This window comes from Providencia sp. PROV236 (assembly GCF_033676985.1).
Classification (GTDB): Bacteria; Pseudomonadota; Gammaproteobacteria; order Enterobacterales; family Enterobacteriaceae; genus Providencia; species Providencia manganoxydans.
This window is the reverse complement of record NZ_CP096297.1, coordinates 3,128,949-3,154,886: the sequence shown is the minus strand read 5'-3', so window position 1 is coordinate 3,154,886 and position 25,938 is coordinate 3,128,949. Positions and strand designations below refer to the sequence as shown.

Here is a 25,938-nt window from a genome sequence, read left to right as displayed (position 1 = left end):
GTGCGGCCTTTTTTCGTATACGCCGCCACAGAATTCTAATCACACACACTTAATTGACACATAGAGATTGTGCGCGGCTATTTATTAACTAAATTCCTCCGATACGGGGGTGAGCCATGAAACGTATGAAAGAAAATCCTGAAGTATGGGTACAACTATCTGAATGGCTGTCGTCAGTCAAAGAGCAGGGAGTTGGCGCAGCACTTGCAGGAGGTATGGCTATTCTCCGCGGTCGTTATAACGGTGGGGGATGGAAGAAAACCTCCATGGACGCGGTGATGTGTTCAATATTCGCTTGGTTCGCTAAGGATATGTTGAACATTTTTGAAATGAATAATGAGTTAGTTTACTTGCTAAGCGTTTTCATTGGATACCTTGGCGTTGACTTTATTGGTCGCTTATTGCGTAGAGCGGCAGGAAACAAAGTTGGAGTATCAGATGAGTAAAGTATCCCGTGGTATCCGCAATAATAACCCCGGCAATATTGACTACAACAAAGCCAATAATTGGAAAGGTCAATTACCGCATAACCCAAGTGTTGAATCTCGCTTCTGTCGATTCGAAAGCCCTGACTATGGTATTCGTGCATTAATCGCATTACTTCGAACTTACCAGCGCAAGTACGGATTAAACACTGTATCCGGCTTGATTAATCGTTGGGCTCCGACGAATGAGAACAATACTGGCGCATATATTAATGGCGTGACTAAAGAGTTGGGTGTATCGCCTGCTGATATTATCAGTCTTGATGATAAGGCAACCGCTATCAAACTCGCCAAAGCAATCATTCGTCATGAAAACGGCTCACAACCGTATGATGAGGCTACATTCGAAAAAGCGTGGGGCTTGCTGTGAACAGCTTAAAATCATGGCTCCCTGTTCTGTTGTGGGGCGGGCTGTGTATTGCTTTGTTCTTTTCAACTAAAGAAATGATTGAGCTTGGTAAAGAGAATAAAGGCCTAAAGAAAGCAAACAGTTCTCTCGTTGCTGAAATAGCAGACTACGAAAAACGCATCAACTCCCTTCACGAACTTGACACCAAACACACAACGGAACTCACAAATGCAAAAGCTGAAATTGACCAGTTGCGTATTGCTGCTGAGCGTAATCCTGAGCGGGTGTACATCCGAGCCAGTTGTCCGAAAGGCGAAACCAATTCAACCTCCGGCATGGATGATGCAACCACCGCCAGACCTACTGACTCCGCTGTCAGAAATTATTGGTTACTCAGACAACGAATCGCAGAGTCCAAGCAAATGATACTTGGCTTGCAAGATTACATTAGAACGGAGTGTTTACAGTGAGCTTAGAGGTCGTTTTTTTACTTGCCGAAAGAAGCGAGGTGCAACGTATTCTAGATGGCATTTCGTGGAATGACATTATCGGCAAGATGACATTTACTAGTCGCTTAATGAAAGTGGAATCTCAATTGCGAGATTTAGGCGTTAGTTTTTAATGTCAGACAAGAAAGCAATACGGGAAATTGAACAACAAAGAAATGCCCCAGATATCGAGGCAAAGTAGAGAATAATAGTTCATGAATGTAACGTCACTATACGTTAATCGTGAATAACCACAACATTAAAAAGGTAGTAATCTCAAGCAGATATTACAAATCTGAGCCTCGAAAAATAGCGGGGCTTTTTAATGGAGAAATATCATGGCAACGCAGGGTTTTGATAAGCCAGATCAATTCCGGGAAGAACTGGATAAAAGCATTCCGAAAGAATAAAAAAAGCCCACACACCGCGGGCTAAAATACATATCTACAACAAATAAATATTCTATTTGAATGTAGCTAACGTATTAAAAATATGCAAGCGAATAATGAGCCTCTGAGAAGTCAGGGGCTTTCTGCCATGACAGTATAGGCATGCTGGAAATCGCCATTTAGCCCACAACGACACGTAAAGGCGGTCAATTTGACCGTGAGTAATAAAAACAATGCATTACCATCTATTTCCATTGGTCACTGATTCGATGACCAATGAGAGCCAATCTGGTTTTGTGACAGAATTAAGCATAATCAACAGGTTATATCTACATACGGGATAATCCCGTATCTACATAAATCGCATTTCACCCTGTGCACCACATGCACACACATCTAAAAACATCGAACCGTTATTTAGGAATGAGCCTTTGAGGAGATCAGTTATAGCTGGTGCTGCTTCGATGGGCTGATTTCCTATGTGGCAAGGGTTCATTACTAAGTAAGGATAGCACTATGCAATACGCAACTATTGTTATTGAGAATACTCGAGTTAGAAGCAACGAATATGGAGCTTACAACTTAAATGATCTTCATAGGGCTGCGATATCTGGCGGCATAGCTAAAGAATGGCAGCGACCAAGTCAGTTTTTAAAAGCTGATGGAGTGAAAGAATTTGTTGAAGAAGCAACCAGAGTGCTAAAAGTCACTCTGGAACAAAATCAAATACTTAAAGTTGTTAATGGCGGTAATAATCGTGGTACATGGGCGCATGAGATTATCGCGCTACGATATGCATCATGGTTATCTGCTGCTTTTGAGGTAAAGGTATACCAAACATTCAGGGAGTTTGTTCTTGGCCACCTAAGCAAGTTTGCGCAAGCCAATAAACTTGAACTTGAATACCAAAGTAAGAAGAAAAGGGTAAGCACTGCTGCAAGGATTATGAATAGGTGGGGTGTTGGTGGTGAGAAAAATCACCTTGAATCGCAACGAAAGCTACTGGCTAATGAAATTCAAATGACTATACCTGATCTATTGGAGGGTAAGTAATGAATGATCCATTATATGCCTGTGATTTTTTTTGTGGCCAAGTAGCCGAGGCTTATTTGCTTTATCTGGTATCCGTGTGGCGCAGACCTATTTATAGATATGAGACAGGCGATATAGAAGTAAGCAAGCCATTTCTTCATGGCCTACTAGATGGCTACCCAAAAGATAGAATGACTGACAGTTATCGTGCCAGATTCTATTCAAAATTACTTAAAGAGTTTGATGAGACTCCGTCAAAAGGCGTGGTTATCTGTGGTGGTAAAATACCAGAATTAAGTAAGCGCGGAATTAAATACATGAATGCTCTTGTTCATGAATACGGTGACATGCTTACTGATATTGGTGTTAGAGATGAGTACGGTACTCTAGTTCCACCTGATAATTGTCGTTACGAAAATGCAGGAGCAACTCATTGACCAAGAAAGAAAAAGACTGGCTAGATACTCTCCATCGTCAATTACAGCAATCGCTTGAATACTTACACTGTGGCAGAGTTGATGATGGCAGGATAGTTGCTGAAATCGTCGAGCGCGAGCTAGGCAAGTTAATCAACAAACAGAAAACCAAATAGGCCCTAGCGGCCTTTTTTATTTTACAAAATTCTACAAACGTCATTCTTTTGAGTGGTATTGATAAAAATGGCGGAATCACCTCCGCCCAATAAGCTATAGAAGAGGCAATATCAAACCAAAATGGAATTGGGTATGACACTTAACCTCTGGATTCCCTACCTTCTTCGTCTTCATTGACACGGTACCGCCAGTATTTATCGGGCTTTACCCAAACAACATTCAAACCACTATCAATTCTAAATCTATTGATCACTTTAGTTGATAGTGCTTGGTTACCATCTGCATTTTCTTTCAGGTGCTGTTCATTATCTACTTTAATGAGGTAATCAACGACATCCTGCTGGTATAGGCATTCGTCAGCAGCTAAAGCAGTCATCATCCACTGTACAACATCAATTACAGATAGTGGATTGGTGTTTGGGATTATGGCTTTGGGGGAGCTAACTCAATAGAGTCTGCCTTAAAGAATCCCTGCTCTAATTTCTTACCTGCAAACCATTGGCAAATATATGAATTGCCTTGAGACGGTGAAAATACTTTGATTGTCATATTAGGACCACCAGATTTTAATCTTACAATATCGCCAGATTTAAATTCATTACTCATAAAACTTTATTCCTTAAGGTATTTACATGGCACTTACAGACAAACAAGAAATGTTTTGTCGCGAGTACCTCATCGATTTAAATGCCACACAGGCGGCTATTCGTGCGGGGTACAGCGAGAAAACTGCTAACCGCACGGCATCAGAAAACCTGTCAAAACCTGATATACAGTTAAGAATATCTGAACTATTGAAGAAAAGAAGTGATCGGCTTCAGATAAATGCTGATTATGTCCTCAATAGGTTGGTTGAAATAGACCAAATGGATGTATTGGACATACTCAACGAGAGTGGCGACTTAAAGCCTGTAAGGGATTGGCCTAAAGTTTGGCGTACAACATTAAGCGGTTTAGATGTTATGTCAATTTCTACAGGTGAGGAAGGAACCGATGCTTTACTCAAGAAAATAAAATGGCCTGACAAAGTTAAGAACCTTGAGCTTCTTGGTAAGCACGTCAAAGTGCAAGCATTCAAAGAGCAAATTGAGCAAAAAGTCGAAGCTACACACAACATTATGCCTGTTCCATCCTGTGACAACGTGGATGACTGGGAAAAGGCTGCGCAACAGCAACAAGGTGAGGTATTAGGTGGATGAATTACAACGTAGTATGGAAACCTTTGCCCGGCTCTCAGTCTTTATCACTAAGTTGTCCATGCAACGAAATATTGTATGAAGGAACACGAGGCCCCGGTAAAACAGCGGCTCAATTGGCGCGTTTTAGGCGCAATGTTGGAGTGGGTTATGGCACATTTTGGCGTGGTGTTATATTTGATACAGAATATAAAAACCTTGCGGATATCATTACTCAATCGAAGCGTATGTATCGCCTATTTAAAGATGGTGCTCGTTTTCTTGCTTCTGCTTCTGAGTTGCGCTGGGTGTGGCCGACAGGTGAAGAGCTGTTATTCCGGTTTGGTAAAGAAGCAGATGATTATTGGGATTACCATGGTCAAGAGTTCCCCTTTATTGGCTTTAACGAATTAACCAAGCAAAAATCAGCCGATTTTTATGAAGCAATGTTCTCCTGTCGTCGTTCGTCATTCCGCCCCGAAGACTATCCACTTGAAAATGGTTCACTGTTAAAACCTATCCCTTTAGAAACATTCAGTACTACGAATCCATTTGGTATTGGGCACACATGGGTAAAGAAAAGATTTATAGAACCAGCTCCTCGTGGAACAGTTATTCGTGAAACGCAAAAAGTATTTAACCCACAAACTGAACGTGATGAGGAAATTACATTAACTCGCGTCGCTATTCATGGTTCATTTAAGGAAAACCCTTACTTAGATCCTCAGTACATTGCAACATTGATGGGTATCAAAGACCCAAATCGTCGCAAAGCGTGGGTAGAGGGTTCTTGGGATGTGACGAGCGGTGGGCGTTTTGACCACCTTTGGAATGCAACGCATCACGTTATTAAACCGTTTCAGATCCCCGACAGTTGGATTGTTGACCGCTCCCATGACTGGGGAGAGTCAAAGCCATTTTCTAACCTGTGGTGGGCACAATCAGATGGTACCGAAGCCACTTTACCCGATGGTCGTAAATTCTGCCCCCCTGCTGGCACTTTAATTTTGATAGGTGAGTGGTACGGCTGTCCTCCTGATGAGCTGAATAAAGGGTTAAACATGTCATCAACCAATGTTGCTAAAGGCATTAAGTGGATTGATGAGCGTTTAATCGGAGTTGATTCCGTCATCCCTAGTGAAATTAGTAAGGACGGAAAGACTCAGGGGCAATTAAATATCATGCCGGGTATTTGTAAAAAGGTAATTAAAGGGCCTGCTGATAACGCTATTTATACACCAAGCGATGATGAAGACTCTATCGCCCAAAAAATGGAAGCTCAAGGTGTTGGCTGGATGAAAGCAAACAAGAACCCAGGTTCACGTATTAACGGGGCATCTTTATTTGCTGACATGCTTGAGGCGGTGATTGAGGGTAAAAAAACAGAGGCAGGCATGCCTGAAAAACCTGCTTTCTATGTATTTGATTATTGCCGAGGGTGGATTAGCCGTGTACCTGTTTTAGTTAGAGACTCTAAAAACCCTGATGATGTCGATACTGAGCAAGAGGATCATGATTGGGATGCTACTCGCTATCGTGTATTGCATAAACCTATCCGCCCAGCATTCGAAATTAACCTAGGAACAACCTTCTGATGAGTACAACAAATGTAGATTTCACTCGACCGGAGTATAAAACGGCTGCTCCTCAGTGGGAGCTAGTTCGCGCTGTTTGCCGAGGCGGTGAAGATGTAAAAAACTATCTTCCTGAACTTGAAGAGCAAGATAGTCAGCGTAAAAAGAAGCGCAATAGAGATTATCAAGACCGTGCGGTGTTCTATCCAATAACGGGCAATACTCGCAACGGCATGATAGGGATGGCATTTAAAAAAGATCCCTTAGTTGCTATTGTCGAAAAGCTTTCGTGTTTAAAAGATGATGCTGATGGTGCGGGCTCAAGTATTTATCAACTCGCTCAGTCCTCGCTTGAGTCGGTATTAGAGGTAGGGCGGCATGGTCTGTATGTTGATTACAACAGTGATTCGAAACTCCCGTACATATTCCAATATCGTGCTGAAGACATCATTAACTGGCGCACAGCTCGTATTAATGGTCGCACTATGTTAACGCTGGTGGTATTGCGTGAGACAGTAGAAGAAGAGGACGGGTTTGGTTTTAAGGATGAGGTTCAATACCGAGTATTGTCGATAGAAGAAGGTAAGTTTGTCTGTCGTGTCTATCGCAAGCCCAGTGGAAGTAGCGTTTTTGAAATTTCTTCTGAGTATATACCTGCGCGTGCTGGTAACGGTGTGTGGAATGAAATTCCATTTACATTTATTGGTGCACAGAATAATGATCACACTATTGATGAAGCCCCACTTCTAGGATTGGCAAAAATCAACCTAGGGCATTATCGAAACTCTGCTGATTATGAAGATTCTGTTTTCTTCTGCGGGCAAATACAACCTTATCTAGGTGGGCTAAGAACAGAATGGCGTGACTATCTAGAAAAGAAAGGCGTTATGGTTGGTTCTCGCTCGCCAATTATGTTGCCAGAAAAAGGTTTCTTTGGTTACGCTCAGGCTCAACCTAACATGCTGGCAAAGGAGGCGATGGACAGTAAGCGCGATTATATGGTGGCGCTTGGTGCTCAGTTAGTTTCTGCTGATAGCAAGGTTAAAACGGTTATTCAATCTATCGGTGAGCAGAACGCACAAACCTCTATCCTGAGTATCTGTTGCTCTAACGTTTCCGATGCATGCAGTAAATCGCTAATATGGTGTGCTGAATACTTAGGTTTAGACACGAAAGATATTTCTTTTGAAATTAACAAAGACCTCGTTAATCATATTGCTGATAGTTCGATGATCCGTGAAATTGTCGCAGCATGGCAATCTGGCGCAACGCGTAAATCTGACTTAGTGAGAAGCTTGCAGAAATATGATGTTATCGACCCCGCTGATGATGTTGATGTGGTGGTGGATGAGCTTAATAATCAAGAGCCGACAATGGTAGGTGAGACATGAGATCAGTGAATGAGCGGTTGATGGATGAATTGATTGCTCACTCTCTGTTTTCTGGTCGTTATTCTACTGGTGTCGCGAGGCGGATGATAAAGGCGCTCAATGAGTTTGATGCTGAATTAACTGCTTCACTTATTGTTACCTTAGATGATACCTCTATCGATGTTAATAGCTTCACTGCAAGGCGATTGGAGTCGTTATTATCAAGCGTTAGAAGTATTAATAAGCGAGCTGTTGATGGCGCTTTTTCGCTACTGACGGAAGAAATGAGAGCGCATGCATTATATGAGGCTGGTTATTACCCATCCCTTTTTGATTCTCTACTACCTGATGTTGTTCTACGCAAATACCCACTAATGAGCATTACAGAGGAAATGCTATTTTCCTCAGTCATGTCTCGCCCATTTCAAGGGAAATTACTTTCTGAATGGGCTGATGGATTAGAGTCAGATCGCATGACACGCATAAATAACGCCGTTCGTAATGGTTATTTGAATGGTGATAGTGCGGTAGAAATTGGACGTAAAATCAGAGGACATGCAAACCAAGGTTATAAGGATGGCGTATTGCAGCTAAGCCGAGCTAATGCGACGACAATAGCTAAAACGGCCATTAGCCATTTACAAGCAACAGCGCGAGATCAGTTTGCTGATGCCAATAAAAACATTCTTGATTGTAAGCAATGGTTATCTACCCTCGATAATAAAACATCTCACGATTGCATTATTCGGGATAGGTTGAGATACACGCTGGAAGGTAAGCCTATTGGTCATAAAGTTCCTTACCTACAAGGCCCTGGAAAAATCCACTTCAATTGCCGATCAACAGAAACGCTGGTTACCAAATCATGGCGTGAATTAGGCATTGATTTAGATGAGATGGATGCAGGAACGAGAGCATCAATGGACGGGCAAGTGCCAGCAGATACCAATTTTCTTGATTGGATACAACGGCAACCTGAGTGGCGACAGCGACAGGTATTTGGAGAGACAAGGTTCAGGTTGATGAAAGAGGGCGGTATGCATCCATCCGAATTTTACACGGACAAAGGTGAGTTTATTTCTCTCGAACAACTCAGGGAGATAGACAAGCAGGCATTTAGAGAGGCTGGATATAGCTAATCAATAAACCATTTAACAAGGTCACTTCGGTGGCCTTTTTTATTACCTAAACTCAGCTTAGGGCTGAGTTAATTCAACACGCTAGGCGCATTCAATCCCAAGGGGAACTACATGTTATTTATGAATATCGAACGCAAATACTATTCACAGACTGATGATGGCTCGCAAAGTGGAGGGGGTGGAGCACCAGAAATCACCCCAGAGATTCAAGCTATCATCGATAATCAGGTCTCAGGGTTAAAGGCTAAAAACAGCGAGTTACTCGGCAAGCTCAAGGAGCAAGGCGATAACTTGAAACGCTTTGAAGGCATTGATCCTGACACCGTGAAGGGCATGCTTAAACGCTTTGAGAATGACGAAGAAGCCAAGCTCATTGCAGATGGCAAGATTGACGAGGTTCTCAATAAGCGTACTGAGCGTTTGCGTGGTGATTTCGACAAGAAGTTAAAAGAAGCAAGCTCTAAAGCTGAAAAGGCAGAGGCGTTTGCAAATAAATTCCGTGCTCGTGTATTAGGCGATGAAATTCGTTCTGCGGCAGGGAAAGCGGGCGCATTAACTAGCGCTCAAGAAGATTTAATTTTACGTGCCAAAGGCATTTTTCAGATCAACGATGAAGGTCAGGCCGTAGCCGTTGATGAAGATGGGAATCCAATCATGGGCAAAGATGGTCGTACGCCATTATCACCTATTGAGTGGATTGAATCCCTAAAAGAAAGTGCTCCTCACTTATTCCCCGCAGCCTCTGGTACAGATGCAGGGAAACATAAACAAGGTGGTGCGCATCTTAAACGTTCTCAAATGTCCGCAAGTGATAAGGCTGATTATATTCGCCGATACGGGCGTGACGCATATTTAAAACTTCCAAAAGAGTAAGGAAATATAAGCAATGGCTACGACAACTAATAGCGATTTAGTGATTTATAACGATTTGGCACAAACGGCGTTCTTAGAGCGCCGCCAAGATAATTTAGCCGTCTTTAATCAGGCATCAAATGGCGCTATCGTGCTAGATAATCTGTTTATTGAAGGTGACTTCCGTAAACGTGCTTTCTACCAAATTGGCGGTTCGATTGAACACCGTGATGTAAATTCTACGGACACCGTAGAGAACAAAAAAATCGGCGCGGGCGAATCTGTTGATGTAAAAGCACCTTGGAAATATGGTCCTTATGCAACGACAGAAGAAGCATTTAAACGCCGTGGCCGTGATGTATCGGAGTTCTCTGAGCTGGTCGGTACCGATGCGGCAGATGCTTCATTAGAGGGTTATATCAAATACTCTTTGGCTGCTTTAGGTGCTGCGATTGGTAATAACAAAGAAATGGTGGTGACTGCGGATATTGCGACAGATGGCAAGAAAACGCTGACCAAAGGTTTACGCAAATATGGTGATAAATTCAACCGCGTAAATCTGTTTGTTATGCACTCAACCACCTACTTCGATATTGTTGATCAGGCCATTGATAACAAAGTGTATGAAGAAGCTGGTGTGGTTATCTACGGTGGACAGCCGGGCACATTAGGCAAGCCTGTATTGGTAACAGATACAGCGCCAGTAGATGCCATCTTTGGTTTAGTGCCGGGAGCTGTGACCATCACTGAATCCCAAGAGCCAACCTTCCGATCTTATGAAATCAATGATAAGGAGAACTTGGAAATTGGTTATCGTGGTGAAGGCGTGGTTAACGTTGGCGTTCTGGGCTATAGCTGGGATGAATCAAAAGGCAAAAACCCTGATTTAACACAGTTAGGCACAGAAGGTAACTGGAAGAAGCATTTCACTAGCGACAAATTAACTGCTGGCGTCATGATTAAACTGACAGCAGAAGAGGGAAAGTAACCCTGTCAGCGGACAAAACGTCCGCTATCGCTGACAGTACAGATACAGTAACGATCACTCTTAATTACACCAAAGGTAGCTCTCCAGTCGAAGGAGCTACCGTTAATTGGTCTACAACAGGTGGTAAATTAAGCGTTACTTCATCTAAGACGGGCAAAGCTGGTGGTACGACAGTGAAATTAACTTCTGATGCACAGGGTGAATTTATTGTCACCGCCACTGTTGGTGGCATTGCGCAAAATACTGATGCAATTACATTCACAGAAAAAACTTCTCCAGACGAGTAATTTAAGGGGCTTTGTGCCCCTCTTTTTTTGAGGTGAGCATGATTGATCCTGATAAGAACTCTCCAACATTTAATAGCTACGCTAGCGTGGGTGATTTGAAGAAATACGCTGATGATAGAAATATCACTTTACTAGATAGTGGGTTAGAAGCATTGCTAATCACGGCAATGGATTATCTTGAGTCGCAGAAATGGTTAGGTAAACGAACCAATCCAAACCAGCCTTTATCTTTCCCACGCTCAGGGTTATCTCGTGACGGCGTTACTATCCCAAGCGATCAGATACCAAAGCAATTAATCCAAGCTCAATGCCGTTTAGCGATTGAATCAGTAGAAAATGACCTACAGCCCACGTTAGGCGCTGAAATCATTGCTGAACGCATTGAGGGCGCAATTGACTTGAAATATGCGGAAGGGACTAATACAGGTGCACCGAATTTCGCTTGGTTGAAAGGTTTGTTATCGGGCTTGATAGATATTTCTGAGGGTTTTGCCATTAATACATTTGCCATGAGGTAGCCATGAACATTTATCAGCGTGGTCATCATACAGCGTTGCGAATGCTGAAGAAATACGGTGCTTCATACCCAGTTAAACGGGATGGTAAACATTGGGTGGATGATGAGACGGGAAAAGAGCACCACGAGCCTGAAACTGAGTTTCTCGCCACAGGGGTTAAGGTGCAATACAAACCTCATGATATTGACGGGACGCTTATTCTGGCGACGGATATCAAAATGGTCTTTTCACCGGACTCGGTTATTCAAAAAGGGGATCGAGTATTCGTTGACGGCGTGTGGTTACGTGTTCAAGAGCCTAACCCGATTAAACCTGCTGACCTCGTGATTTGCTATCAATCTCAATTGAGGGCGTGACATGTCAGATCAGTTTATGAAGTCGATTAACTTATTTATCGACAAATCTAACGCAAATATTGAAACGGTTGTCAAAAATACAGGGTTTAAAATATTAGCGAAGCTTGTTGATATGTCACCTGTTGGAAATCCTGAATTATGGGAAGTTAATAGGGTTGCCTCAAACTACAATAAAGCAGTTTTTGAACATAATGAATATCTAAAACAAGATCCTAATAATTTAACACCAAAGCGACGTCAATTAAAAAAGCGTGTTCGTGTTAATGACTCTATGGATATTTATGTTCCTCCTGGTTATACAGGGGGGCGGTTTAGAGGTAATTGGCAGGTGTCATTTGATGCCCCAGCGGAAGGCGAGACGGGGCGCATAGATAAGTCAGGCAATATGACAAAGGCGTTAGGCAACGTTGTTATTGAACAATTTAAGGTAGGAATGAAAGCTATCTATTTCACAAACAATGTACCTTATGCTTACCGCCTCGAAATGGGGCATTCGAAACAAGCACCTAACGGCATGGTTGCTGTGACTGCTGAGGAATTTAGTCAGTTTTTCAACTCTGCCGTATCGGAAACTAAATCATGAATCAGTCGACAATTAATGCTGAAATACGAAAGCTGGTTGCGAGTATTGGTAAGGATTTAAACCTAAAAATCGCATGGCCCAATCTTCCTTTTAATGATATTAACGATCTCTATCTTCAACTCCATGTCATGCCTGCAGAAACGGATAACATTGGGTTATCTCTGGATATGCCTGTTTATCGTGGTGTTATCCAAATTAACGTAGTTGGGAAAGTAGGGAGTGGGGACGATAAGATATCAACTATTGCTGATGACGTTAAAAACAGATTAGAAAATGGATTAACATTAGGGGCGGGTATCTACATTAACGGAGAGCCTAATCAGCTCCCTCCAATTTCAGATGAAGCAAATTACACTATTCCTATTCGTGCATCCTATCGATGTAACGCAATCCGATAACGCCGCTTAATTGCGGTTTTTTTATACCTAAAAATAGAGGTTAACAATGGCCTATAACATTCCTAATGGCTCACGAGTCTACGTGGCAAGTAAATATGGTAAAGAAGTAGAATTTACTACAGCAAGCAACGCCGCAGAGGCGGTTCTTACCGTGGCTGCATCTAGCGGCGTGAAAGCTGGCGATATTGTTCAAGTAATATCTGGCTGGAAAAGAATGTCTGGCGTGTATCGAGTGAAGGCTGCGGCAGAAACTAGTGTCACTCTCGAGGGGGTCGATACCACGGACACAGAAAGATTCCCAGCAGGCGGAGGGAAGGGAACATTAAAAACAATCCAAGAGTGGGAGGTCATGCCGCAGGTAATGACGCTATCCACCGAAGGCGGTGAGCAGCAAACACAAGAAATTCAATTTCTTGAAGATGAGCAAGCGGAAACTATTGATACATATAAATCGGGTATCGTTCAGGTCTATACTTTTGCTCATGACGCTCAATTACCAATTCGTAAGTTACTGATGAAACTGGATGACACAAAACAGTTAACAGCCATACGATTTTATAACAAACGAGCAGGTGAAGATCGCTATTACTCTGCAAGTGTTTCATTTCAGCGCGTGCCGAACACAGCCATCAATGAGGTTGAGAATGTATCAGCTCGCTTTTCTCTCAAGTCAGATATGCAAATCTACGCGACAGCATAATAACATCCCCTCTTATGAGGGGTATTTTTTAAGGGGTAACAATGCCTAAGTTTACTTTGATTCCTGAACCAAGATTTAAAGCAGATGTAAAAATTCCTGTCGCTGGAAAAGAAAAACCTGAAGTGGTTACTTTTACATTTAACCATATGCCAATGAGCAAACTGGAGGATTTGAAAGAAGAGTCTGTAGATGGTTTCTTTAAGCAAATTATTACTGACTGGGCCATTGAAGAACCTTTCAATGAGGATAATTTGAAGTTGCTATTTGACAATTATCCATCAGCGGCGAGTGCTATTACGACAACATATTACAATGAATTGTTAGGTAATCGTGAAAAAAACTAATATCGGTCGCTGAGGCAATGTATGGAGGAATGTCAGTAAAAGAAGCTGCGGAGTTTAAACGGGCTTTTGGTTTTCCTCCAGATATTGATGATGTTGATGTGCTTCCAGATGTGTGGGATTCCTATCGAGTATTTTCAGCAATGAGCACCCAGTGGCGCACAGGCATGAATGGTGTTACAGGGTTAGATTATATGCCATTAAATCAGGTAATGGGTTTACTCAACGTCAAAGATAAAGCGGCCGTATTTAATGACATTCAACTGATGGAATCAAAAGCTTTAGAATTGATGCATAAAAAATAGGGCAGCAATGCCCTAGCATCAATGCGTACCAAGTAGGTGTCATTGTGTATGTATACAGTGGTTTGGTGATAGCAATAGTAGCGTAATGCCTATGAATACAGCATTCGATAATTGATTACCGTTCAAAGCTTGACCTAATAAATAAAATGTGGATCAAGTTATGGACAAGTGATACCGTTCTGATATCATAGTTGTAAAGAAGATACTGTATAAATACACATGATTGAGGAGGCAATAATATGGCATATTCAGCTGTAGCAGTCGCGAACGCCTTCATTCAAAGGGCGATGGACGGGCAAATTCCAGACTTGACCCCAATGAAATTACAAAAGCTTATGTTTTATGCGCAATCATGGAACCTTAAGTTACTTAACAGCCCATTGATTGATGATTTTTTTGCAAAGTGGCAGCATGGGCCTGTAATTCCGTCATTATATCATGAGGTCAAAGGTTATGGCGGCAATGTTATAACGAGCAAAATAAAAGCTTTCGCTATGTTTGACGGCAAAATGAAAGCGGTTGAGCCGATCGTTCCTATTAATGATATGAACGCAAACAAGCTTATAGATAAAATAGTTAGCATATATGGTGAACTGGATGGATTTCAGTTGTCGGCATTAACACACCAACCAAACGCGGCATGGTCCAAAACAAAAGTAAGCGGCAGCGTTATCACAAACGAGTTACTGAGATCGTGTATCTAGAATAATGGATAAGAAAGAACAGCCGTCGTTGCCATTTTTAGATGAGATGCAAATAAAGCTATCTAATGAGGATAGCAAGGCTGTGGATAGGGCATCCCAGCACAAATCACAACAAAGCAAAAAAAATAAATTCTACGTTAAGCAAATATCCGATGTTTCAGAGGAGCAATTAGACTCTATTACAAATCAGAATATTCAGGATAGAATAGCTGACAGAGCTCTCAGGGAAAAATTTGGGGACAAGGCCTATAATGTAGTTAAAAAAACATTATTTGGCTGGGCCGTTGTGTTGATTGCAACGGCTTTTTGTAAGCTTTTTTTTAATGTTGAAATATTTTCAGATACAGTATTGGTGGCTATCACATCCGCCGTGACTCTGAATACTTTTGCGGCATTCTTGGGTGTAATTAGAGGGTTATTTCCATCTAATAGGAAGTATGAAGTTGATGAGAATAACAGTTCAACAAAAAAGTGATGATTAACATTTCAATTTAAAAACTATTTTGTCAATGATTTTAACTTGCTCCAAAGGTGATACTTTTCTAATCTTCGCATCTTTCAAGCTATCCCACAGCGCTAAAATTTCGACATAATCAGCATGTGATATCTCGCTCAACACAGCAGGGAAAAGGGCGTCGTATTTATATTGCTTGCAGCAATCAATTAACTCCATAGGTGGTCTTTCGTTGCCGTAGCGATCGATATCCATTCTTTCTTTTAGCAAAGAGGATATCAGTTCGCTCTTCTGAGTGGAGTTAATGAAAAACCTATATACTCTTTTCGAGTATAGGGCCATGGTAATTAATAAAATTACAAGGCCGACAGTAGTCATAATAAAAGGTTTTAGTTCATTAAAGGCTAGAACAAATTCATGCACTTTGCTATTTACCACGGCATTACCTGCTTGTTTTTGTATCTCATCAAAAGCGTACTTAGCAATTTCATTAAATATATTATTCATTAGCTAATTTATGTAAATATTATCTGAATGAACCGATTATATATTTAGTGGGGAAATTTTGCACCATCATAAAACTAACCCACTCCGGTGGGTTTTTTATTGCCTGAACTCTGCATATATCATAGCATTCACGCACTTAACTTAAATATGGTGATGTATGAAAAAGGGAATTATCGCAGGATTGTTAATGCTAGCTTGCTTTAATGGTCATGCAGCAGAGTTAAAGACTGCAGCTAAAGCTCCGTTTGGCTTGAAGTGGGGGCAAAGCTTTGAAAGCGTCAATAACATTGAAAATATTGATCTAAGTAATTGTAAAGGTATGCGAGGGTATAAAGCGTGTGAGATAGACTTTCTTCTAGAGGGCCAAGAGCCTTTCACTCCATGGACTATAAATGTCATGCTGATATTTAAAAATAATAAACTGATTTCAGTTACAAATGGGTATCATGTGAGTGAGTCAGATGCGAATGATTGCAGTAATATACCTAAAGAAATTAATTATCTATCTAGTTTAGGTACTGATACCACGCAGCTAACCGAACTTACAAAATCATGTAACACTCTCGAAAATAAAGGGATAAAGAAAACTATCAAAACAGATTATGGTACTGTTGAATTTTTAGTAATGAAGGTTCCCTTTGGTGGGGTTATTGGTGTCACTACTTATAAATCAGATGATAAATAGAGTTTGCACTCCCGCTAAGCTAACATTACTGAAACTAATTGATGGGATGGTGAGATGAAAAGGACACTAGCAGTTATATTACTTATGTATTTCCCGCAGGCGGCAATGGCTACTACATACAGCTTAGATGAGCTACAAACAATGCTAGATAACAATAAAAAGCCTGAAGTAGTGCGGCCTTTTAAGCAACTTGTAAAAGTGAAAGAGCTAGGCGACTTCAAGTCTTGCAAAAAGTGGCAAAGAGAACAATTAGCACCGTATGCTGGATATCCACAGAAAGTAGGCGCTTCAATGGAGAAGATATATTCCATTAGAGTGCTTTTGGAGGATAGAACTCTAACATTCAATTGTATTGACCTAGATAATGTGTCTGGCACGATAAATGAAGCAATGTATAAATAATCTAGCCCGTCCTTTGGCTTGCAATCCAGATCACACATTACGCCTCTTGATTGAGGTCTTTTGCTTTGTTTTGTACCACCTTCGGGCTATCATAAGGGAAATTAATAATACAAATAGGTGATGGGATGAAGAAATTTGCTTTGACAATGGTTGGCGTTATGTTTTTGAGTGGGTGTACAGTAAATTTGCCATTCAACAATCGTCTAGCATACACGGCAATGAAAGAAGTAAAGGAAGAAAATGTCAACCCTAAGTACGAAAAAATATCTATTGATTGGGAGCCGTCAACGTTTCCATCAAGAATAGATGTTCAAGGAGCTGATGGGTTTGTTGGTGGAGGTTCAAGAACAAGAATACCAACAGGTGTGGCTCTTTCATCTAGAATAGAAGAGGCGCTGTCCGCTCATGTCGATGTTAATAAGTCTGGAATGCCGTTATTAATCAAGGTATTGGATGCTAGAAGTGGGTTCGAATATTCAGCAGGGATCTTCAATATAACTCCAACAATAGATGTTGGGACTGTTTACTTTAAGGCTATGTTTACTATTGATGGAACATCATGGGAAAATGAATTCAAATCGCAAGTGAAAGACCCTACCGTTGGCGGCACTAGTCAAACGGGAACGCTAGAGTCTGCATGGGACAATGTAGCCATTGATGTTGCTAAAGATATAATGAAACACATAAGAAAATAACATAAGCTTCTAAGTTGGTGTGGGGGTGGGATGAGAAAGGGCGTCCTTGCCCTGCCATCTATTTGATTAGTACAGGATGCTTTCCGTTAAGGCTTTCCTGTAGCATCCGAAGGAATGAATATCCATCCTTGAATCGGTCGTATAATCTTGGGGCTACTGGTGAGTCGATACTACGCAGTGCAGGATATATCTCAACTTTCCATGCTGTGTAGATTGCTTCGAAATGTTTCGCTAGCGCATTTATATTATGGATATCTCTATCCTTGTTAACGTAGAGGTGAGTAGTCTCCCTTGGATCTTCTTTGGGAATGTATTCACCTTCGAGCGGAACACGAGCAGCTAGTGATAATGCCTCTGTGAATTTATCGCTCTCAATTTCTTTGTATGTGCAGCCAAAGTGACTTTTTAACGATGACCACATAGTAATCATTGCTTTTGCTTGCTTATCTTTTGGTAATGCTTTACCGCGATTTAAAACTAGCTGCTTAATCGCTTCTTGCTGCTCTGAGGTAATGCGACCAGCGATTTGTTTAACCTGTTTGCGTGGCTTAGCCTTAACTTCGCCAGTAGTCCAATATTCGTAAAGTACATCATCACACTCTTCTTGATACTTGATTACTTTATCGCGGATCTCTGGTTTGACTTTGTTAGGGCTAATAGTGTGAAGCCAGCCAGCAAGTTTGCGCAGAGCGAGGCAAATCATATTGCGCTCTTTGCCATCTGCGGCAACTATCACGATTTCCGTGATGGTTGATTTAAATCGTTGTTTTATCTTCTCAAATTGAGATTGCCAAGTTAATCCCATACCTTCGACGATAGGTTTCATCGGTACATATGGCTGTCCGTTGTAATTCACTACATATAAATTGTTACCGTGGAATGGCACGTTAATAGTTGATATACTTGTCATGCTAGTTACCTCGTTAGTTTCTGGCAAATTAGAAGCCTCGACTGTTGCTGCAGTTGGGGCTTCGCTGTTTTTACTTAACATTATTAACTCTTTCTTCTCTTAGGCTTCTTGATAGCCTTTGAACTATTGCTGAATTTATGGATATACCATCCATGTCAGCTAACTTCTTAATTTCATCCTTCATTCTTTTAGGAAGCCTTAGCATAAAGTTATCCTTCTCTCTACGCGTATAAAGTTGGTCACTCATATAGTTATACCTCATCTTGATATCATGGTGTAATCATTACACCGTGTATCTATGAAGTCAACTATTATTTGGCTACACTGTGATATCAAATTTAATTGGGGGTTGTATGAAGGGTATGAGAAATATCGCACCATTTGGACTGAGAATGCCGGATGAGTTAAAAGAAAAAATCCAAGAGAGAGCAAAAGCCAATGGTCGCTCTATGAACTCTGAAATCATTCAGATTTTAGAGGATGCAGTGGGAGGGAATACAAGTAATGACTCTAAGTGGTTATCTGGCGTACTGGCTTTTATGCAAGTAAATAAAGGCAAGGAAGGGAACACTATACTGACAATGGATCTTGATAAAATTAAAAATATGAGTGACGAACAGCAGAATAAAGACAATAAAAAATAGCAATTAAGTTAAAATTTATTAAGCTAATAACAAATTAACTAACGAGGATGGTGTTGTGAGGAAATTATTATTAATTTGCTTTAGTATTATTGCCTTATCTGGGTGTCAATCTGTTCCACCTTTGAATTTTGTTGTTCAGGATATTCAACCATCAAAACATAAGATTGACGCTGAACTTAAATCAATTTCTGTTTCTCTAGCATCGCCTAGTGAGAAAAAAGGTGATATTGAGGCAGGGATGGAAGTTGTTCCAGCATTTTGGAAGTCAGCACTTGAAGATGCTTTAGCAAAAAACTCCATCTTCAAAGATGATGTCACAAAGAAAGTTAACTTGTCAGTTAAGGTACTAGCATTGAATGCCCCATCATTCGGTGCTGAAATGAAAACTATTTCAATAGCAAAATATCAAATTATTGACAGAGCAAATGGTGAGATACTTTATAGTAGCGAAATAACTTCAGATGGCATAGTTCCATTCAATTATGCGTTCTTAGGAGTCGTGAGAGCCAGAGAGTCAGTGAATCGCGCAGTGCAAAATAACATTAAGAAATTTTTAGAGCAGCTTGATTCATTTGATGTAAATAAAACATATTACGGATTGTAATGAATAGCATAGCTGAGCATATAAGATTTTTAGTTATCATAAAGTGAGAATCATGGGGATTTAGCGTGAAAAAAATATTATTAGCTATAATTATTTTGGTTGTGGCATTCTTGGGGTTTGGTGCATTTGTATCATCAACACCAGAAGGAAAAGAAAAATCAAAGGCTCGTGATGCGATAAAATACTGCTGGAGCGAGTATGATAAAAAATCAATAACGGATGAACAAAAGAGATTTATTGCTGGAGCTTGTGAAAAAATGGAATCTGACTTTCGCTCTAATTATGGCGTAAATCCGTAGTATTTGATGATTGATATAATTACACAATAACCACCTTCGGGTGGTTTTTTTTCGGCTGGAGAAGGGTAAATGACAGATATAGCAACTATTTCGCTTGAGGTGAGAACGTCTGACTTAGAGCGTGGAACGCAAAAGTTAAAGGAGTTCGGTAGCACAGCTGAAAAGGTGAATGATTCAACACAGGATTTAAATGAGCAATTTAAGCGAGGAGTTGATACACAGAAAAAAGCCACTCAAGCCGCAGAGAAACAGCGTAAAGAGCTTCATGAGTTATTGAATCAACTCAACCCCACCAATAAAGCATTTGAACGATTAGATGAATGGCAAGAGAAACTTTCTTCAGCCAGTAAGAAAGGAATGTTACCCACAGACCAGTTTCGTGACTACAACAATATTCTGGAACAGATGAGAGACAAATTGCATAAAATGCATATGTCTTTAACAGTTGAAGGGCAAGCCTTATTAGCTCAAGAAGCTGCAACAAACAAAGCGAAACAGGCTGCTGACGAGTTTTTGCAATCATTAAAAAATCAGACAGATGTTCTTGGTAAGACTAGAACGGAAATTCTTGAATTAAAAGCAGCTCAGATGGGCGTTTCGCAACAAGCTGCTCCTATGATTGCGAAGCTGAAGGAGCAAGAAAAAGCATTTATGAATGGATCTATTACTATAGGTCAATATCGAAATGCCATGCGTCAATTGCCTGCTCAAATGACAGATATCGTTACGTCGTTAGCGTCTGGGATGCCTGTATGGATGGTGATGATTCAACAGGGCGGGCAGATTAAAGACTCTTTCGGGGGAATTGGAAACTCATTAAAAGCACTGACATCACTTATTACCCCTGCAAGGGTTGCTATGTTTGGTTTTGCAGGTGCTGCGGCGGCAGTAGCTTTGGCGGCTTACCAAGGATCTAAAGAATTTGGTGAGTTTAACAAACAACTCATTCTAACAGGTGGATATGCGGGTAAAACGGCCTCTCAATTAGATTCATTAGCTAGAAGCCTATCTGGCAATGGCATTACTCAGCATGGAATGGCAGATGCGATATCAAAGGTTGTGGGGTCGGGTTCGTTTTCTGGTAACGCAGTTGATATGGTGTCTAAAACAGCAGCTGCGATGGAGAAGGCAGTTGGTCAGTCAGTGGATGAGACAATTAAACAATTTCAGAAACTGAAAGAAGATCCGGTAAGAGCTGTTACTGAATTAGATAAATCCCTTCATTTTTTAACTGCGACTCAGTTAGAACAAATAATGACACTGCAAGAGCAAGGTAAGGAGCAAGATGCAGCAAAGATAGCCATGGAATCTTACGCTAACGCCATGCAAGACCGAAGCCAGCAGATAAAAGATAATTTGGGGTATCTCGAATCTGCATGGGAAGGCGTTAAAGAAATGGCAAGCGGAGCGTGGGATGCGATGCTTAACATTGGTCGAGAAAGAACGCTAGATCAACAAATTAAGGAATATGAAGAGAAGCTTATTGAGTTTCAAGTAAATCCAGCAGCTAAAGGTTTACATTATAATAAAACTGGTCAGATGCCTGATGATTTAAGGCGAGAGTTGGATTTATTGAATGAAAAAAAATATCAGCGCGATATCGAAAATGCAATAAAAGAGGCTGATAGAAAACAAGAAGAGCGTAAAAAATCTCAGTTCATGGCTGATGAAGAATTAAAGAAAAAATATGAGACAGCGGAGGAAAAGCACCAGAGAACACTCAATGAGATAAAAAATAAAGCGTATGCTTCACAAGCTGCAAAAGATGAAGCCATCCGCCGAGAGAAAGAGCGTTACGAGAAAGAAAAAGCTAGAGGTAAAAGTAAAACCCCAACCTACCGACCAGATTATGGCACCCGATCCGACGAATCAGCAAATCAAGCACTATTATCCCTACAAGCTCAACTTAAGGTATTAAAAGAGCATAAAACTGTTGCTGATGTAATTAGCGCTGAACGTAAAAAGCTTTGGGATATGGAAGCGAAAATATCAATCCTTGAGGAGGCTCAGAAAACAAGGCAGTTAACCAAGGACGAAAAGGCGTTGCTTGCTAAAAAGGACTATATTCTTGCTTCTCAAGAAGCACTGGCCATAGCTGGTGATGAGGTTGAGCTTCAAAAGCAAAAAAATAGAGAGCTAGACCAACAGAACAAATGGATGGACAACCTTAATGCAAAAATAAAAGCATTGAGGGAAGGAGCAGGGCTATCTAGTCGATTACAACAAAGAAAAAGCGCATTAAACCAAGCAGACACCCCTGAAAAAAAGGACAAATTAAAGGAATGGTACGCTGAAGAAGACTCCATTCGTGCTGACTGGGAGTTAGGCGTTAAGAGAGGCTTTGCTGAATTCCAAGACCAAGCCACTGATGTTTACGGCAACGTAGCTCAAATCAGCCAGTCTGCATTTCAGGGGATGAGCGACAGTCTCTCTGATTTTGTATTGACAGGCAAAGCTAATTTTGCTGATTTCACTCGTTCATTCTTAGAAATGACCACTAAGATGCTAATGCAGATGGCGATGCTGAATGGGATGAAGGCGGCATTTGGTGGAACGGCGGTAGGTGGTTTCCTTGGGTTTGCTGGTGGCGGTTATACTGGCGATGGTGGGAAACATGACCCGGCTGGGGTAGTTCACAAGGGTGAATTCGTATTTGACAAGGATAGTACAGCAAAGCTAGGGAAAGAAAACCTGTATAGATTGATGGAGTCTGGCAAACGTGGATACTCTTCTGGCGGACTGGTTGGTGGAAGTGCATCAATGTCCGTAACGCGGCCAGTTCAACGCATGTATGGAATGCAAGGCGCTGGTGGAACCAATATCAACATTAATATGGGTGATATAAAGCTAGATAATGGCGGGCAAATTCAGCAATCGCAGTCAAATCAAATGAACACAAGCGCAGTAAAACGCGAATTCCAACAGATGATAGAGAATGGTGTTAATACACTATTACGCAATCCTGCATCTGCATTATCAAGAACAATCAAAGGCAATTAAGAGAGGTAGTTATGAAAATTGAAGTGGGGTTTCCTAGAAAAACATTTATGCACAATAACACTCCAGCTAATAGCCTGGTGTTACTTGCTAGTATTCCAGCTGTTGAAGTGGATATTTATATTCATAATGAATCAGACAATGACAACATTACTCACAGCACCCCTCATCTAAAGTTAGTATACCAGGAGAAACTTGATATGCAGGCGAGCTTTGAAGATGTTTCAGAAAGAGCCATGCAATGGGCAAAGACTGAGTTAAAAAACTTTATTACCAATGCAAGTTGAGGCACATGCGAGTGCCTCATTGTTATTTATTTTAGTAATTTCGCCAGATCATTATCTATCGCACCTCTTGAACGGGAGTCGACGTTTTTATTGATCAAGCCTGCAAGCTTTTTCTTTGCCTCGTCAGGGTCGTTAGACTCGGATATTAAAAATTCAATTATTGATAGATTTATAGCATGGTTTAAGCAAACCTTTTGATATAAAAAAGTTTCTTCTTGAGTGAAATTCATTCTATTTAATATGTTCATTTAATTCTCCACCGAAGTAAATCAGCCATTCCTTCGGTTAAATTCACAGGGCTGAACTTTTACCATAAACCAAATTTAACTATTGAAAATCCTGATATTTGATCATTAGGCGGCTTTATGCCGTCTTTTTTCGAGGTAAACCATGATTGAAGAATTTAAGTGGCGAATGCAAACGCAAGAAACGCCAACGGGTGAGTTCACTCATCGAATAAAAGAAGTCACTTTTGGCGATGGTTATAAACAAGTTGCGGGAGATGGCATCAACACGGAATCACAGTCATGGCCTTTTACCTATACAGGAATGAAAGATGAGGTGATGCCGATATTTAAGTTTATCCGTGAACACACAACGAGGTCGTTTATATGGACACCGCCATTTGGAGAAAAGGGGTTGTATCGCGTTAAGGCTGATTCAATCACGATGACCCCCATTGGTGGTCTTGCAGTCACTATCACAGCAACATTCGAGCAGGCCTTTAGCGCATGAATATTACATCTGACATTCAAAAACTAGAATCGGGCAACAAGGTTCAACTTATCGAAGTTGATGGATCTGAATTTGATGGGCCGGTGCTTAGGTTTCACGCTTACAACTTGCCTCATACACCAGAAGAGATAGAGCAATCGAATGGTGACATCAAGCCAAAATCTATCTGGTGGCAAGGCAATGAATACGGTGCATGGCCTTATGAAATTGAGGGCATGTCAAAAAATAGCGATGGCAGCCCACCAAGGCCAACATTGAGGGTTGCTAACATCGATGGGCTGATATCGTCATTATGCTTGCAATTTGACGACATGGCCTTAGCCAAGGTCACTATTTATGAAACTTTTGCTCACTATCTTGATGCTAAAAATTTCACGGATGGCAACCCAACAGCTAACCCCGACGAGTGCTTTACCCAAGTTTATTACATTGACCGTAAGACTAGCGAGGTGGCTGGTGAAGCTGTTGAGTTCGAGCTGTCTAGCCCGTTTGATTTACAGGGAATTATGATACCCGTTCGCCAGATACATAATCTGTGCTATTGGTGCATGAAGGGTGATTACCGCAGTGGTCGCGGGTGTAACTATACCGGCAATAAATATTTCAATGAGCGTGGAGAGCCGGTTGATGATCCTGCATTAGACAAATGCGGTGGGCTTATCAGTGACTGCAAAAAACGCTTTGGTGAAAATGAGCCTTTGGATTTTGGAGGATTCCCAGCAGCGGGGTTAATACGATGATCACAAAAAAATTAACTGAACTGATATTTGAGCATGTGAAAGCCGAATACCCCAAAGAAGCTTGCGGAGTTATCTGTCAGAAAAGTCGAGTTAAAAAATACTTTCCTTGTCGCAATCTTTCAGATAACCCAACAGAGCATTTTGAGCTTTCTCCAGAAGATTATGCGATTGCTGAGGATTGGGGTGAGCCAATTGCGATAGTGCATAGCCATTGTGGTGATGGCGTGACAACACAACCGAGTGAAATAGATAAATTACAGTGTGATGCAACGGGATTGCCGTGGGTTATTGCATCGTGGCCAGAGGGCGACATCCGAGTTATTCAACCTCGAGGTGAGCGCGAATTAGAAGGACGGCCATTTGTGCTGGGTTATGCTGATTGCTGGTCACTCATTATGGACTACTACCGACAAAAGCACGGCATTGAGTTGCATAACTACAGCGTCGATAGGCATTGGTGGGAAGAAGGCGAAAACCTGTATATGGATAATTACCAGAAAGCAGGTTTTGTCGACGTTACTGGTGAACCTAAAGAAGGTGACATGGTGATTATGCAAGTGCAAGCCGATGTGCCTAATCACGCTGGTGTTATCTCTAATGGAATGCTGCTACATCATCTTTATGGTCAACTCAGCAGGTTAGTACCCTACAGCGATTACTGGCGCGATCGGACGGTAAAAATAGTGAGACGCAAGGAGTTGGTATGAGTTTAAAAACAATACGGCTTTACGGCGTGCTGGGCGCAAAGTTTGGGCGTGAACATAAATTAGATATAGATTCCCCTCGTGAAGCCATAAAAGCATTATCAGTGCTTTATGACGGCTTTGAGCAATTCCTCGCGAATGCACACCTGAAAGGGCTAGAGTTTGCTGTATTTAAAGGTAAGCGCAATATTAGTGAAGATGAATTACATCTTGATACCACAGAAGATATCCGCATAGCACCAATCATTAAAGGAAGTAAACGAGGCGGATTTTTTCAGACTATTTTAGGTGTGGCCATGATTGGTGCGGCAGCATTTTTATCCGGCGGCTTATCTGTTGCATTTACTGCTGCTGGAACATGGGGCGGGGCATTGGCTATGGGAGGTGCTGCGATGGCGCTAGGTGGCGTAGTGCAAATGCTGTCACCTCAGCCGCGTGGCTTATCTGTGCGTCAAGACGCCGACAATAAACCGTCTTATGCCTTTGGTGGCACAGTCAACACCACTGCGCAAGGTAATCCTGTGCCGCTATTTTATGGGCTAGACCGACGCGAAATCGGCGGCGCTATTATCTCTGCAGGGATATATACCGAAGATCAGCAATAACAACAATGAATTTCAGAATAGCCACTTATGTGGCTTTTTTTATG

At 41.4% G+C, this 25,938-nt stretch carries 40 protein-coding genes; 34 read left to right on the top strand and 6 right to left on the bottom strand.

Annotated features, from left to right (window positions below; all coding sequences use genetic code 11):
* The first annotated feature begins 125 nt into the window (after window positions 1-125).
* From M1E96_RS14440 to M1E96_RS14415, 6 genes are all read left to right on the top strand, one after another.
* Window positions 126-446: a phage holin, lambda family gene (locus tag M1E96_RS14440; protein WP_172412302.1), complete on the top strand. Its 321-nt coding sequence runs from the start codon at window positions 126-128 to the stop codon at window positions 444-446.
* Window positions 439-855: a structural protein gene (locus M1E96_RS14435; RefSeq protein ID WP_164529013.1), complete on the top strand. Its 417-nt coding sequence runs from the start codon at window positions 439-441 to the stop codon at window positions 853-855. The genes M1E96_RS14440 and M1E96_RS14435 overlap by 8 nt, the downstream gene beginning before the upstream one ends.
* Window positions 852-1,304, top strand: a complete 453-nt coding sequence (locus M1E96_RS14430) for a lysis protein (protein WP_369427162.1) — start codon at window positions 852-854, stop codon at window positions 1,302-1,304. Before M1E96_RS14435 ends, M1E96_RS14430 begins: the two co-directional genes overlap by 4 nt.
* Before the next feature lie 923 nt (window positions 1,305-2,227).
* Complete coding sequence (locus M1E96_RS14425) at window positions 2,228-2,764, top strand: KilA-N domain-containing protein (RefSeq protein WP_014657891.1); 537 nt, start codon at window positions 2,228-2,230, stop codon at window positions 2,762-2,764.
* Complete coding sequence (locus M1E96_RS14420; RefSeq protein WP_369427161.1) at window positions 2,764-3,180, top strand: hypothetical protein; 417 nt, start codon at window positions 2,764-2,766, stop codon at window positions 3,178-3,180. Before M1E96_RS14425 ends, M1E96_RS14420 begins: the two co-directional genes overlap by 1 nt.
* On the top strand, window positions 3,177-3,335 hold the full coding sequence (locus M1E96_RS14415) for a hypothetical protein (protein WP_318561051.1): 159 nt from the start codon (window positions 3,177-3,179) through the stop codon (window positions 3,333-3,335). The genes M1E96_RS14420 and M1E96_RS14415 overlap by 4 nt, the downstream gene beginning before the upstream one ends.
* A gap of 140 nt (window positions 3,336-3,475) precedes the next feature.
* Here the strand turns inward: M1E96_RS14415 and M1E96_RS14410 are convergent, their stop codons facing one another.
* Both M1E96_RS14410 and M1E96_RS14405 read right to left on the bottom strand, forming a co-directional pair.
* Window positions 3,476-3,712: a hypothetical protein gene (locus M1E96_RS14410; RefSeq protein WP_060561416.1), complete on the bottom strand. Its 237-nt coding sequence runs from the start codon at window positions 3,710-3,712 to the stop codon at window positions 3,476-3,478.
* Between the two features lie 47 nt (window positions 3,713-3,759).
* Complete coding sequence (locus tag M1E96_RS14405; protein ID WP_060561417.1) at window positions 3,760-3,942, bottom strand: YodC family protein; 183 nt, start codon at window positions 3,940-3,942, stop codon at window positions 3,760-3,762.
* Window positions 3,943-3,968: 26 nt separating this feature from the next.
* Between M1E96_RS14405 and M1E96_RS14400 the strand changes: the two genes are divergently transcribed.
* From M1E96_RS14400 to M1E96_RS14325, 16 genes are all read left to right on the top strand, one after another.
* A complete protein-coding gene (locus M1E96_RS14400) occupies window positions 3,969-4,535 on the top strand; it encodes a terminase small subunit (RefSeq protein ID WP_060561418.1) in 567 nt (188 codons plus the stop codon).
* On the top strand, window positions 4,532-6,106 hold the full coding sequence (locus M1E96_RS14395; RefSeq protein ID WP_060561419.1) for a terminase: 1,575 nt from the start codon (window positions 4,532-4,534) through the stop codon (window positions 6,104-6,106). The genes M1E96_RS14400 and M1E96_RS14395 overlap by 4 nt, the downstream gene beginning before the upstream one ends.
* Window positions 6,106-7,476, top strand: a complete 1,371-nt coding sequence (locus tag M1E96_RS14390) for a DUF4055 domain-containing protein (protein ID WP_369427160.1) — start codon at window positions 6,106-6,108, stop codon at window positions 7,474-7,476. The genes M1E96_RS14395 and M1E96_RS14390 overlap by 1 nt, the downstream gene beginning before the upstream one ends.
* Window positions 7,473-8,594: a phage minor head protein gene (locus tag M1E96_RS14385; protein ID WP_369427159.1), complete on the top strand. Its 1,122-nt coding sequence runs from the start codon at window positions 7,473-7,475 to the stop codon at window positions 8,592-8,594. Before M1E96_RS14390 ends, M1E96_RS14385 begins: the two co-directional genes overlap by 4 nt.
* Window positions 8,595-8,705: 111 nt before the next feature.
* Window positions 8,706-9,467, top strand: coding sequence for a hypothetical protein (locus tag M1E96_RS14380; protein ID WP_369427158.1), 762 nt, complete (start codon window positions 8,706-8,708; stop codon window positions 9,465-9,467).
* Window positions 9,468-9,480: 13 nt separating this feature from the next.
* Window positions 9,481-10,434 carry a major capsid protein gene (locus tag M1E96_RS14375; RefSeq protein WP_369427157.1) on the top strand — a complete coding sequence of 318 codons (954 nt, stop codon included), beginning with the start codon at window positions 9,481-9,483 and terminating at the stop codon, window positions 10,432-10,434.
* Window positions 10,435-10,436: 2 nt separating this feature from the next.
* A complete protein-coding gene (locus M1E96_RS14370; RefSeq protein WP_369427527.1) occupies window positions 10,437-10,721 on the top strand; it encodes an Ig-like domain-containing protein in 285 nt (94 codons plus the stop codon).
* Between the two features lie 38 nt (window positions 10,722-10,759).
* Window positions 10,760-11,239 (top strand): DnaT-like ssDNA-binding protein, encoded by a 480-nt coding sequence (locus M1E96_RS14365; protein ID WP_369427156.1) that lies wholly within the window; start codon window positions 10,760-10,762, stop codon window positions 11,237-11,239.
* A 2-nt stretch (window positions 11,240-11,241) separates the two neighbouring features.
* Window positions 11,242-11,595: a hypothetical protein gene (locus M1E96_RS14360; RefSeq protein WP_369427155.1), complete on the top strand. Its 354-nt coding sequence runs from the start codon at window positions 11,242-11,244 to the stop codon at window positions 11,593-11,595.
* 1 nt (window position 11,596) lies between these two features.
* Window positions 11,597-12,178 (top strand): hypothetical protein, encoded by a 582-nt coding sequence (locus tag M1E96_RS14355; protein WP_060561426.1) that lies wholly within the window; start codon window positions 11,597-11,599, stop codon window positions 12,176-12,178.
* Window positions 12,175-12,576: a phage tail terminator-like protein gene (locus M1E96_RS14350; protein ID WP_369427154.1), complete on the top strand. Its 402-nt coding sequence runs from the start codon at window positions 12,175-12,177 to the stop codon at window positions 12,574-12,576. Before M1E96_RS14355 ends, M1E96_RS14350 begins: the two co-directional genes overlap by 4 nt.
* 46 nt (window positions 12,577-12,622) lie before the next feature.
* Window positions 12,623-13,276: a phage tail protein gene (locus tag M1E96_RS14345; RefSeq protein WP_060561428.1), complete on the top strand. Its 654-nt coding sequence runs from the start codon at window positions 12,623-12,625 to the stop codon at window positions 13,274-13,276.
* 41 nt (window positions 13,277-13,317) lie between these two features.
* Entirely contained in the window at window positions 13,318-13,620 is a 303-nt protein-coding gene (locus M1E96_RS14340) for a phage tail assembly chaperone (RefSeq protein ID WP_369427153.1), read from the top strand.
* Window positions 13,621-13,649: 29 nt separating this feature from the next.
* Window positions 13,650-13,922, top strand: a complete 273-nt coding sequence (locus M1E96_RS14335) for a DUF1799 domain-containing protein (RefSeq protein ID WP_272537023.1) — start codon at window positions 13,650-13,652, stop codon at window positions 13,920-13,922.
* A 239-nt stretch (window positions 13,923-14,161) separates the two neighbouring features.
* Entirely contained in the window at window positions 14,162-14,626 is a 465-nt protein-coding gene (locus M1E96_RS14330) for a Panacea domain-containing protein (protein ID WP_369427152.1), read from the top strand.
* A 4-nt stretch (window positions 14,627-14,630) separates the two neighbouring features.
* The gene (locus tag M1E96_RS14325) at window positions 14,631-15,101 is read left to right on the top strand and encodes a hypothetical protein (RefSeq protein ID WP_369427151.1); all 471 of its coding nucleotides are present in this window, start codon (window positions 14,631-14,633) and stop codon (window positions 15,099-15,101) included.
* A 3-nt stretch (window positions 15,102-15,104) separates the two neighbouring features.
* Here M1E96_RS14325 and M1E96_RS14320 read toward each other — a convergent pair whose 3' ends face one another.
* Window positions 15,105-15,587, bottom strand: a complete 483-nt coding sequence (locus tag M1E96_RS14320; protein WP_369427150.1) for a hypothetical protein — start codon at window positions 15,585-15,587, stop codon at window positions 15,105-15,107.
* Between the two features lie 157 nt (window positions 15,588-15,744).
* On the opposite strand from M1E96_RS14320, the gene M1E96_RS14315 reads away from it, so the two are divergent.
* From M1E96_RS14315 to M1E96_RS14305, 3 genes are all read left to right on the top strand, one after another.
* Window positions 15,745-16,272, top strand: coding sequence for a hypothetical protein (locus M1E96_RS14315; protein ID WP_369427149.1), 528 nt, complete (start codon window positions 15,745-15,747; stop codon window positions 16,270-16,272).
* Between the two features lie 54 nt (window positions 16,273-16,326).
* Entirely contained in the window at window positions 16,327-16,674 is a 348-nt protein-coding gene (locus M1E96_RS14310) for a hypothetical protein (protein WP_369427148.1), read from the top strand.
* 125 nt (window positions 16,675-16,799) lie between these two features.
* Window positions 16,800-17,369 (top strand): hypothetical protein, encoded by a 570-nt coding sequence (locus tag M1E96_RS14305; protein WP_318558445.1) that lies wholly within the window; start codon window positions 16,800-16,802, stop codon window positions 17,367-17,369.
* A gap of 58 nt (window positions 17,370-17,427) precedes the next feature.
* Here M1E96_RS14305 and M1E96_RS14300 read toward each other — a convergent pair whose 3' ends face one another.
* Window positions 17,428-18,279, bottom strand: a complete 852-nt coding sequence (locus M1E96_RS14300; protein WP_369427147.1) for a phage antirepressor N-terminal domain-containing protein — start codon at window positions 18,277-18,279, stop codon at window positions 17,428-17,430.
* A 70-nt stretch (window positions 18,280-18,349) separates the two neighbouring features.
* Entirely contained in the window at window positions 18,350-18,526 is a 177-nt protein-coding gene (locus M1E96_RS14295) for an Arc family DNA-binding protein (protein ID WP_369427146.1), read from the bottom strand.
* A gap of 106 nt (window positions 18,527-18,632) precedes the next feature.
* On the opposite strand from M1E96_RS14295, the gene M1E96_RS14290 reads away from it, so the two are divergent.
* The 5 genes from M1E96_RS14290 (at window position 18,633) to M1E96_RS14270 (ending at window position 23,110) form a co-directional block, all read left to right on the top strand.
* On the top strand, window positions 18,633-18,923 hold the full coding sequence (locus M1E96_RS14290) for an Arc family DNA-binding protein (protein WP_233693333.1): 291 nt from the start codon (window positions 18,633-18,635) through the stop codon (window positions 18,921-18,923).
* Between the two features lie 55 nt (window positions 18,924-18,978).
* A complete protein-coding gene (locus tag M1E96_RS14285; protein WP_249998948.1) occupies window positions 18,979-19,527 on the top strand; it encodes a UDP-N-acetylglucosamine acyltransferase in 549 nt (182 codons plus the stop codon).
* Window positions 19,528-19,592: 65 nt separating this feature from the next.
* Complete coding sequence (locus M1E96_RS14280; RefSeq protein WP_249998949.1) at window positions 19,593-19,826, top strand: hypothetical protein; 234 nt, start codon at window positions 19,593-19,595, stop codon at window positions 19,824-19,826.
* Window positions 19,827-19,895: 69 nt separating this feature from the next.
* Entirely contained in the window at window positions 19,896-22,826 is a 2,931-nt protein-coding gene (locus tag M1E96_RS14275) for a phage tail tape measure protein (RefSeq protein WP_369427145.1), read from the top strand.
* An 11-nt stretch (window positions 22,827-22,837) separates the two neighbouring features.
* The gene (locus M1E96_RS14270; RefSeq protein WP_004916381.1) at window positions 22,838-23,110 is read left to right on the top strand and encodes a hypothetical protein; all 273 of its coding nucleotides are present in this window, start codon (window positions 22,838-22,840) and stop codon (window positions 23,108-23,110) included.
* Between the two features lie 26 nt (window positions 23,111-23,136).
* Here M1E96_RS14270 and M1E96_RS14265 read toward each other — a convergent pair whose 3' ends face one another.
* The gene (locus M1E96_RS14265) at window positions 23,137-23,358 is read right to left on the bottom strand and encodes a hypothetical protein (protein WP_004916380.1); all 222 of its coding nucleotides are present in this window, start codon (window positions 23,356-23,358) and stop codon (window positions 23,137-23,139) included.
* A gap of 142 nt (window positions 23,359-23,500) precedes the next feature.
* On the opposite strand from M1E96_RS14265, the gene M1E96_RS14260 reads away from it, so the two are divergent.
* From M1E96_RS14260 to M1E96_RS14245, 4 genes are read left to right on the top strand one after another with little or no spacing between them, the layout of a single operon-like run.
* Window positions 23,501-23,845, top strand: coding sequence for a phage tail protein (locus M1E96_RS14260; protein ID WP_060561436.1), 345 nt, complete (start codon window positions 23,501-23,503; stop codon window positions 23,843-23,845).
* The gene (locus M1E96_RS14255; RefSeq protein ID WP_318559233.1) at window positions 23,842-24,585 is read left to right on the top strand and encodes a phage minor tail protein L; all 744 of its coding nucleotides are present in this window, start codon (window positions 23,842-23,844) and stop codon (window positions 24,583-24,585) included. The genes M1E96_RS14260 and M1E96_RS14255 overlap by 4 nt, the downstream gene beginning before the upstream one ends.
* Window positions 24,582-25,292, top strand: a complete 711-nt coding sequence (locus tag M1E96_RS14250; protein WP_154611296.1) for a C40 family peptidase — start codon at window positions 24,582-24,584, stop codon at window positions 25,290-25,292. The genes M1E96_RS14255 and M1E96_RS14250 overlap by 4 nt, the downstream gene beginning before the upstream one ends.
* Window positions 25,289-25,894 (top strand): tail assembly protein, encoded by a 606-nt coding sequence (locus tag M1E96_RS14245; RefSeq protein WP_014657920.1) that lies wholly within the window; start codon window positions 25,289-25,291, stop codon window positions 25,892-25,894. The genes M1E96_RS14250 and M1E96_RS14245 overlap by 4 nt, the downstream gene beginning before the upstream one ends.
* The last annotated feature ends 44 nt before the right edge of the window (window positions 25,895-25,938 follow it).

Excerpts from the sequence above, each read along its gene's own strand:
- M1E96_RS14350 (WP_369427154.1), top strand. The coding sequence starts at position 12,175 with ATGAATCAGTCGACAATTAATGCTGAAATACGAAAGCTGGTTGCGAGT.
- M1E96_RS14400 (WP_060561418.1), top strand. The coding sequence starts at position 3,969 with ATGGCACTTACAGACAAACAAGAAATGTTTTGTCGCGAGTACCTCATC.
- M1E96_RS14295 (WP_369427146.1), bottom strand. The coding sequence starts at position 18,526 with ATGAGTGACCAACTTTATACGCGTAGAGAGAAGGATAACTTTATGCTA.
- M1E96_RS14250 (WP_154611296.1), top strand. The coding sequence starts at position 24,582 with ATGATCACAAAAAAATTAACTGAACTGATATTTGAGCATGTGAAAGCC.
- M1E96_RS14275 (WP_369427145.1), top strand. The coding sequence starts at position 19,896 with ATGACAGATATAGCAACTATTTCGCTTGAGGTGAGAACGTCTGACTTA.
- M1E96_RS14320 (WP_369427150.1), bottom strand. The coding sequence starts at position 15,587 with ATGAATAATATATTTAATGAAATTGCTAAGTACGCTTTTGATGAGATA.
- M1E96_RS14395 (WP_060561419.1), top strand. The coding sequence starts at position 4,532 with ATGAATTACAACGTAGTATGGAAACCTTTGCCCGGCTCTCAGTCTTTA.
- M1E96_RS14305 (WP_318558445.1), top strand. The coding sequence starts at position 16,800 with ATGAAGAAATTTGCTTTGACAATGGTTGGCGTTATGTTTTTGAGTGGG.
- M1E96_RS14255 (WP_318559233.1), top strand. The coding sequence starts at position 23,842 with ATGAATATTACATCTGACATTCAAAAACTAGAATCGGGCAACAAGGTT.
- M1E96_RS14245 (WP_014657920.1), top strand. The coding sequence starts at position 25,289 with ATGAGTTTAAAAACAATACGGCTTTACGGCGTGCTGGGCGCAAAGTTT.
- M1E96_RS14405 (WP_060561417.1), bottom strand. The coding sequence starts at position 3,942 with ATGAGTAATGAATTTAAATCTGGCGATATTGTAAGATTAAAATCTGGT.
- M1E96_RS14310 (WP_369427148.1), top strand. The coding sequence starts at position 16,327 with ATGAAAAGGACACTAGCAGTTATATTACTTATGTATTTCCCGCAGGCG.
- M1E96_RS14325 (WP_369427151.1), top strand. The coding sequence starts at position 14,631 with ATGGATAAGAAAGAACAGCCGTCGTTGCCATTTTTAGATGAGATGCAA.
- M1E96_RS14420 (WP_369427161.1), top strand. The coding sequence starts at position 2,764 with ATGAATGATCCATTATATGCCTGTGATTTTTTTTGTGGCCAAGTAGCC.
- M1E96_RS14390 (WP_369427160.1), top strand. The coding sequence starts at position 6,106 with ATGAGTACAACAAATGTAGATTTCACTCGACCGGAGTATAAAACGGCT.
- M1E96_RS14355 (WP_060561426.1), top strand. The coding sequence starts at position 11,597 with ATGTCAGATCAGTTTATGAAGTCGATTAACTTATTTATCGACAAATCT.
- M1E96_RS14340 (WP_369427153.1), top strand. The coding sequence starts at position 13,318 with ATGCCTAAGTTTACTTTGATTCCTGAACCAAGATTTAAAGCAGATGTA.
- M1E96_RS14270 (WP_004916381.1), top strand. The coding sequence starts at position 22,838 with ATGAAAATTGAAGTGGGGTTTCCTAGAAAAACATTTATGCACAATAAC.
- M1E96_RS14315 (WP_369427149.1), top strand. The coding sequence starts at position 15,745 with ATGAAAAAGGGAATTATCGCAGGATTGTTAATGCTAGCTTGCTTTAAT.
- M1E96_RS14365 (WP_369427156.1), top strand. The coding sequence starts at position 10,760 with ATGATTGATCCTGATAAGAACTCTCCAACATTTAATAGCTACGCTAGC.
- M1E96_RS14375 (WP_369427157.1), top strand. The coding sequence starts at position 9,481 with ATGGCTACGACAACTAATAGCGATTTAGTGATTTATAACGATTTGGCA.
- M1E96_RS14300 (WP_369427147.1), bottom strand. The coding sequence starts at position 18,279 with ATGACAAGTATATCAACTATTAACGTGCCATTCCACGGTAACAATTTA.
- M1E96_RS14330 (WP_369427152.1), top strand. The coding sequence starts at position 14,162 with ATGGCATATTCAGCTGTAGCAGTCGCGAACGCCTTCATTCAAAGGGCG.
- M1E96_RS14385 (WP_369427159.1), top strand. The coding sequence starts at position 7,473 with ATGAGATCAGTGAATGAGCGGTTGATGGATGAATTGATTGCTCACTCT.
- M1E96_RS14410 (WP_060561416.1), bottom strand. The coding sequence starts at position 3,712 with ATGACTGCTTTAGCTGCTGACGAATGCCTATACCAGCAGGATGTCGTT.
- M1E96_RS14360 (WP_369427155.1), top strand. The coding sequence starts at position 11,242 with ATGAACATTTATCAGCGTGGTCATCATACAGCGTTGCGAATGCTGAAG.
- M1E96_RS14335 (WP_272537023.1), top strand. The coding sequence starts at position 13,650 with ATGTCAGTAAAAGAAGCTGCGGAGTTTAAACGGGCTTTTGGTTTTCCT.
- M1E96_RS14265 (WP_004916380.1), bottom strand. The coding sequence starts at position 23,358 with ATGAACATATTAAATAGAATGAATTTCACTCAAGAAGAAACTTTTTTA.
- M1E96_RS14435 (WP_164529013.1), top strand. The coding sequence starts at position 439 with ATGAGTAAAGTATCCCGTGGTATCCGCAATAATAACCCCGGCAATATT.
- M1E96_RS14380 (WP_369427158.1), top strand. The coding sequence starts at position 8,706 with ATGTTATTTATGAATATCGAACGCAAATACTATTCACAGACTGATGAT.
- M1E96_RS14440 (WP_172412302.1), top strand. The coding sequence starts at position 126 with ATGAAAGAAAATCCTGAAGTATGGGTACAACTATCTGAATGGCTGTCG.
- M1E96_RS14260 (WP_060561436.1), top strand. The coding sequence starts at position 23,501 with ATGATTGAAGAATTTAAGTGGCGAATGCAAACGCAAGAAACGCCAACG.
- M1E96_RS14425 (WP_014657891.1), top strand. The coding sequence starts at position 2,228 with ATGCAATACGCAACTATTGTTATTGAGAATACTCGAGTTAGAAGCAAC.
- M1E96_RS14290 (WP_233693333.1), top strand. The coding sequence starts at position 18,633 with ATGAAGGGTATGAGAAATATCGCACCATTTGGACTGAGAATGCCGGAT.
- M1E96_RS14345 (WP_060561428.1), top strand. The coding sequence starts at position 12,623 with ATGGCCTATAACATTCCTAATGGCTCACGAGTCTACGTGGCAAGTAAA.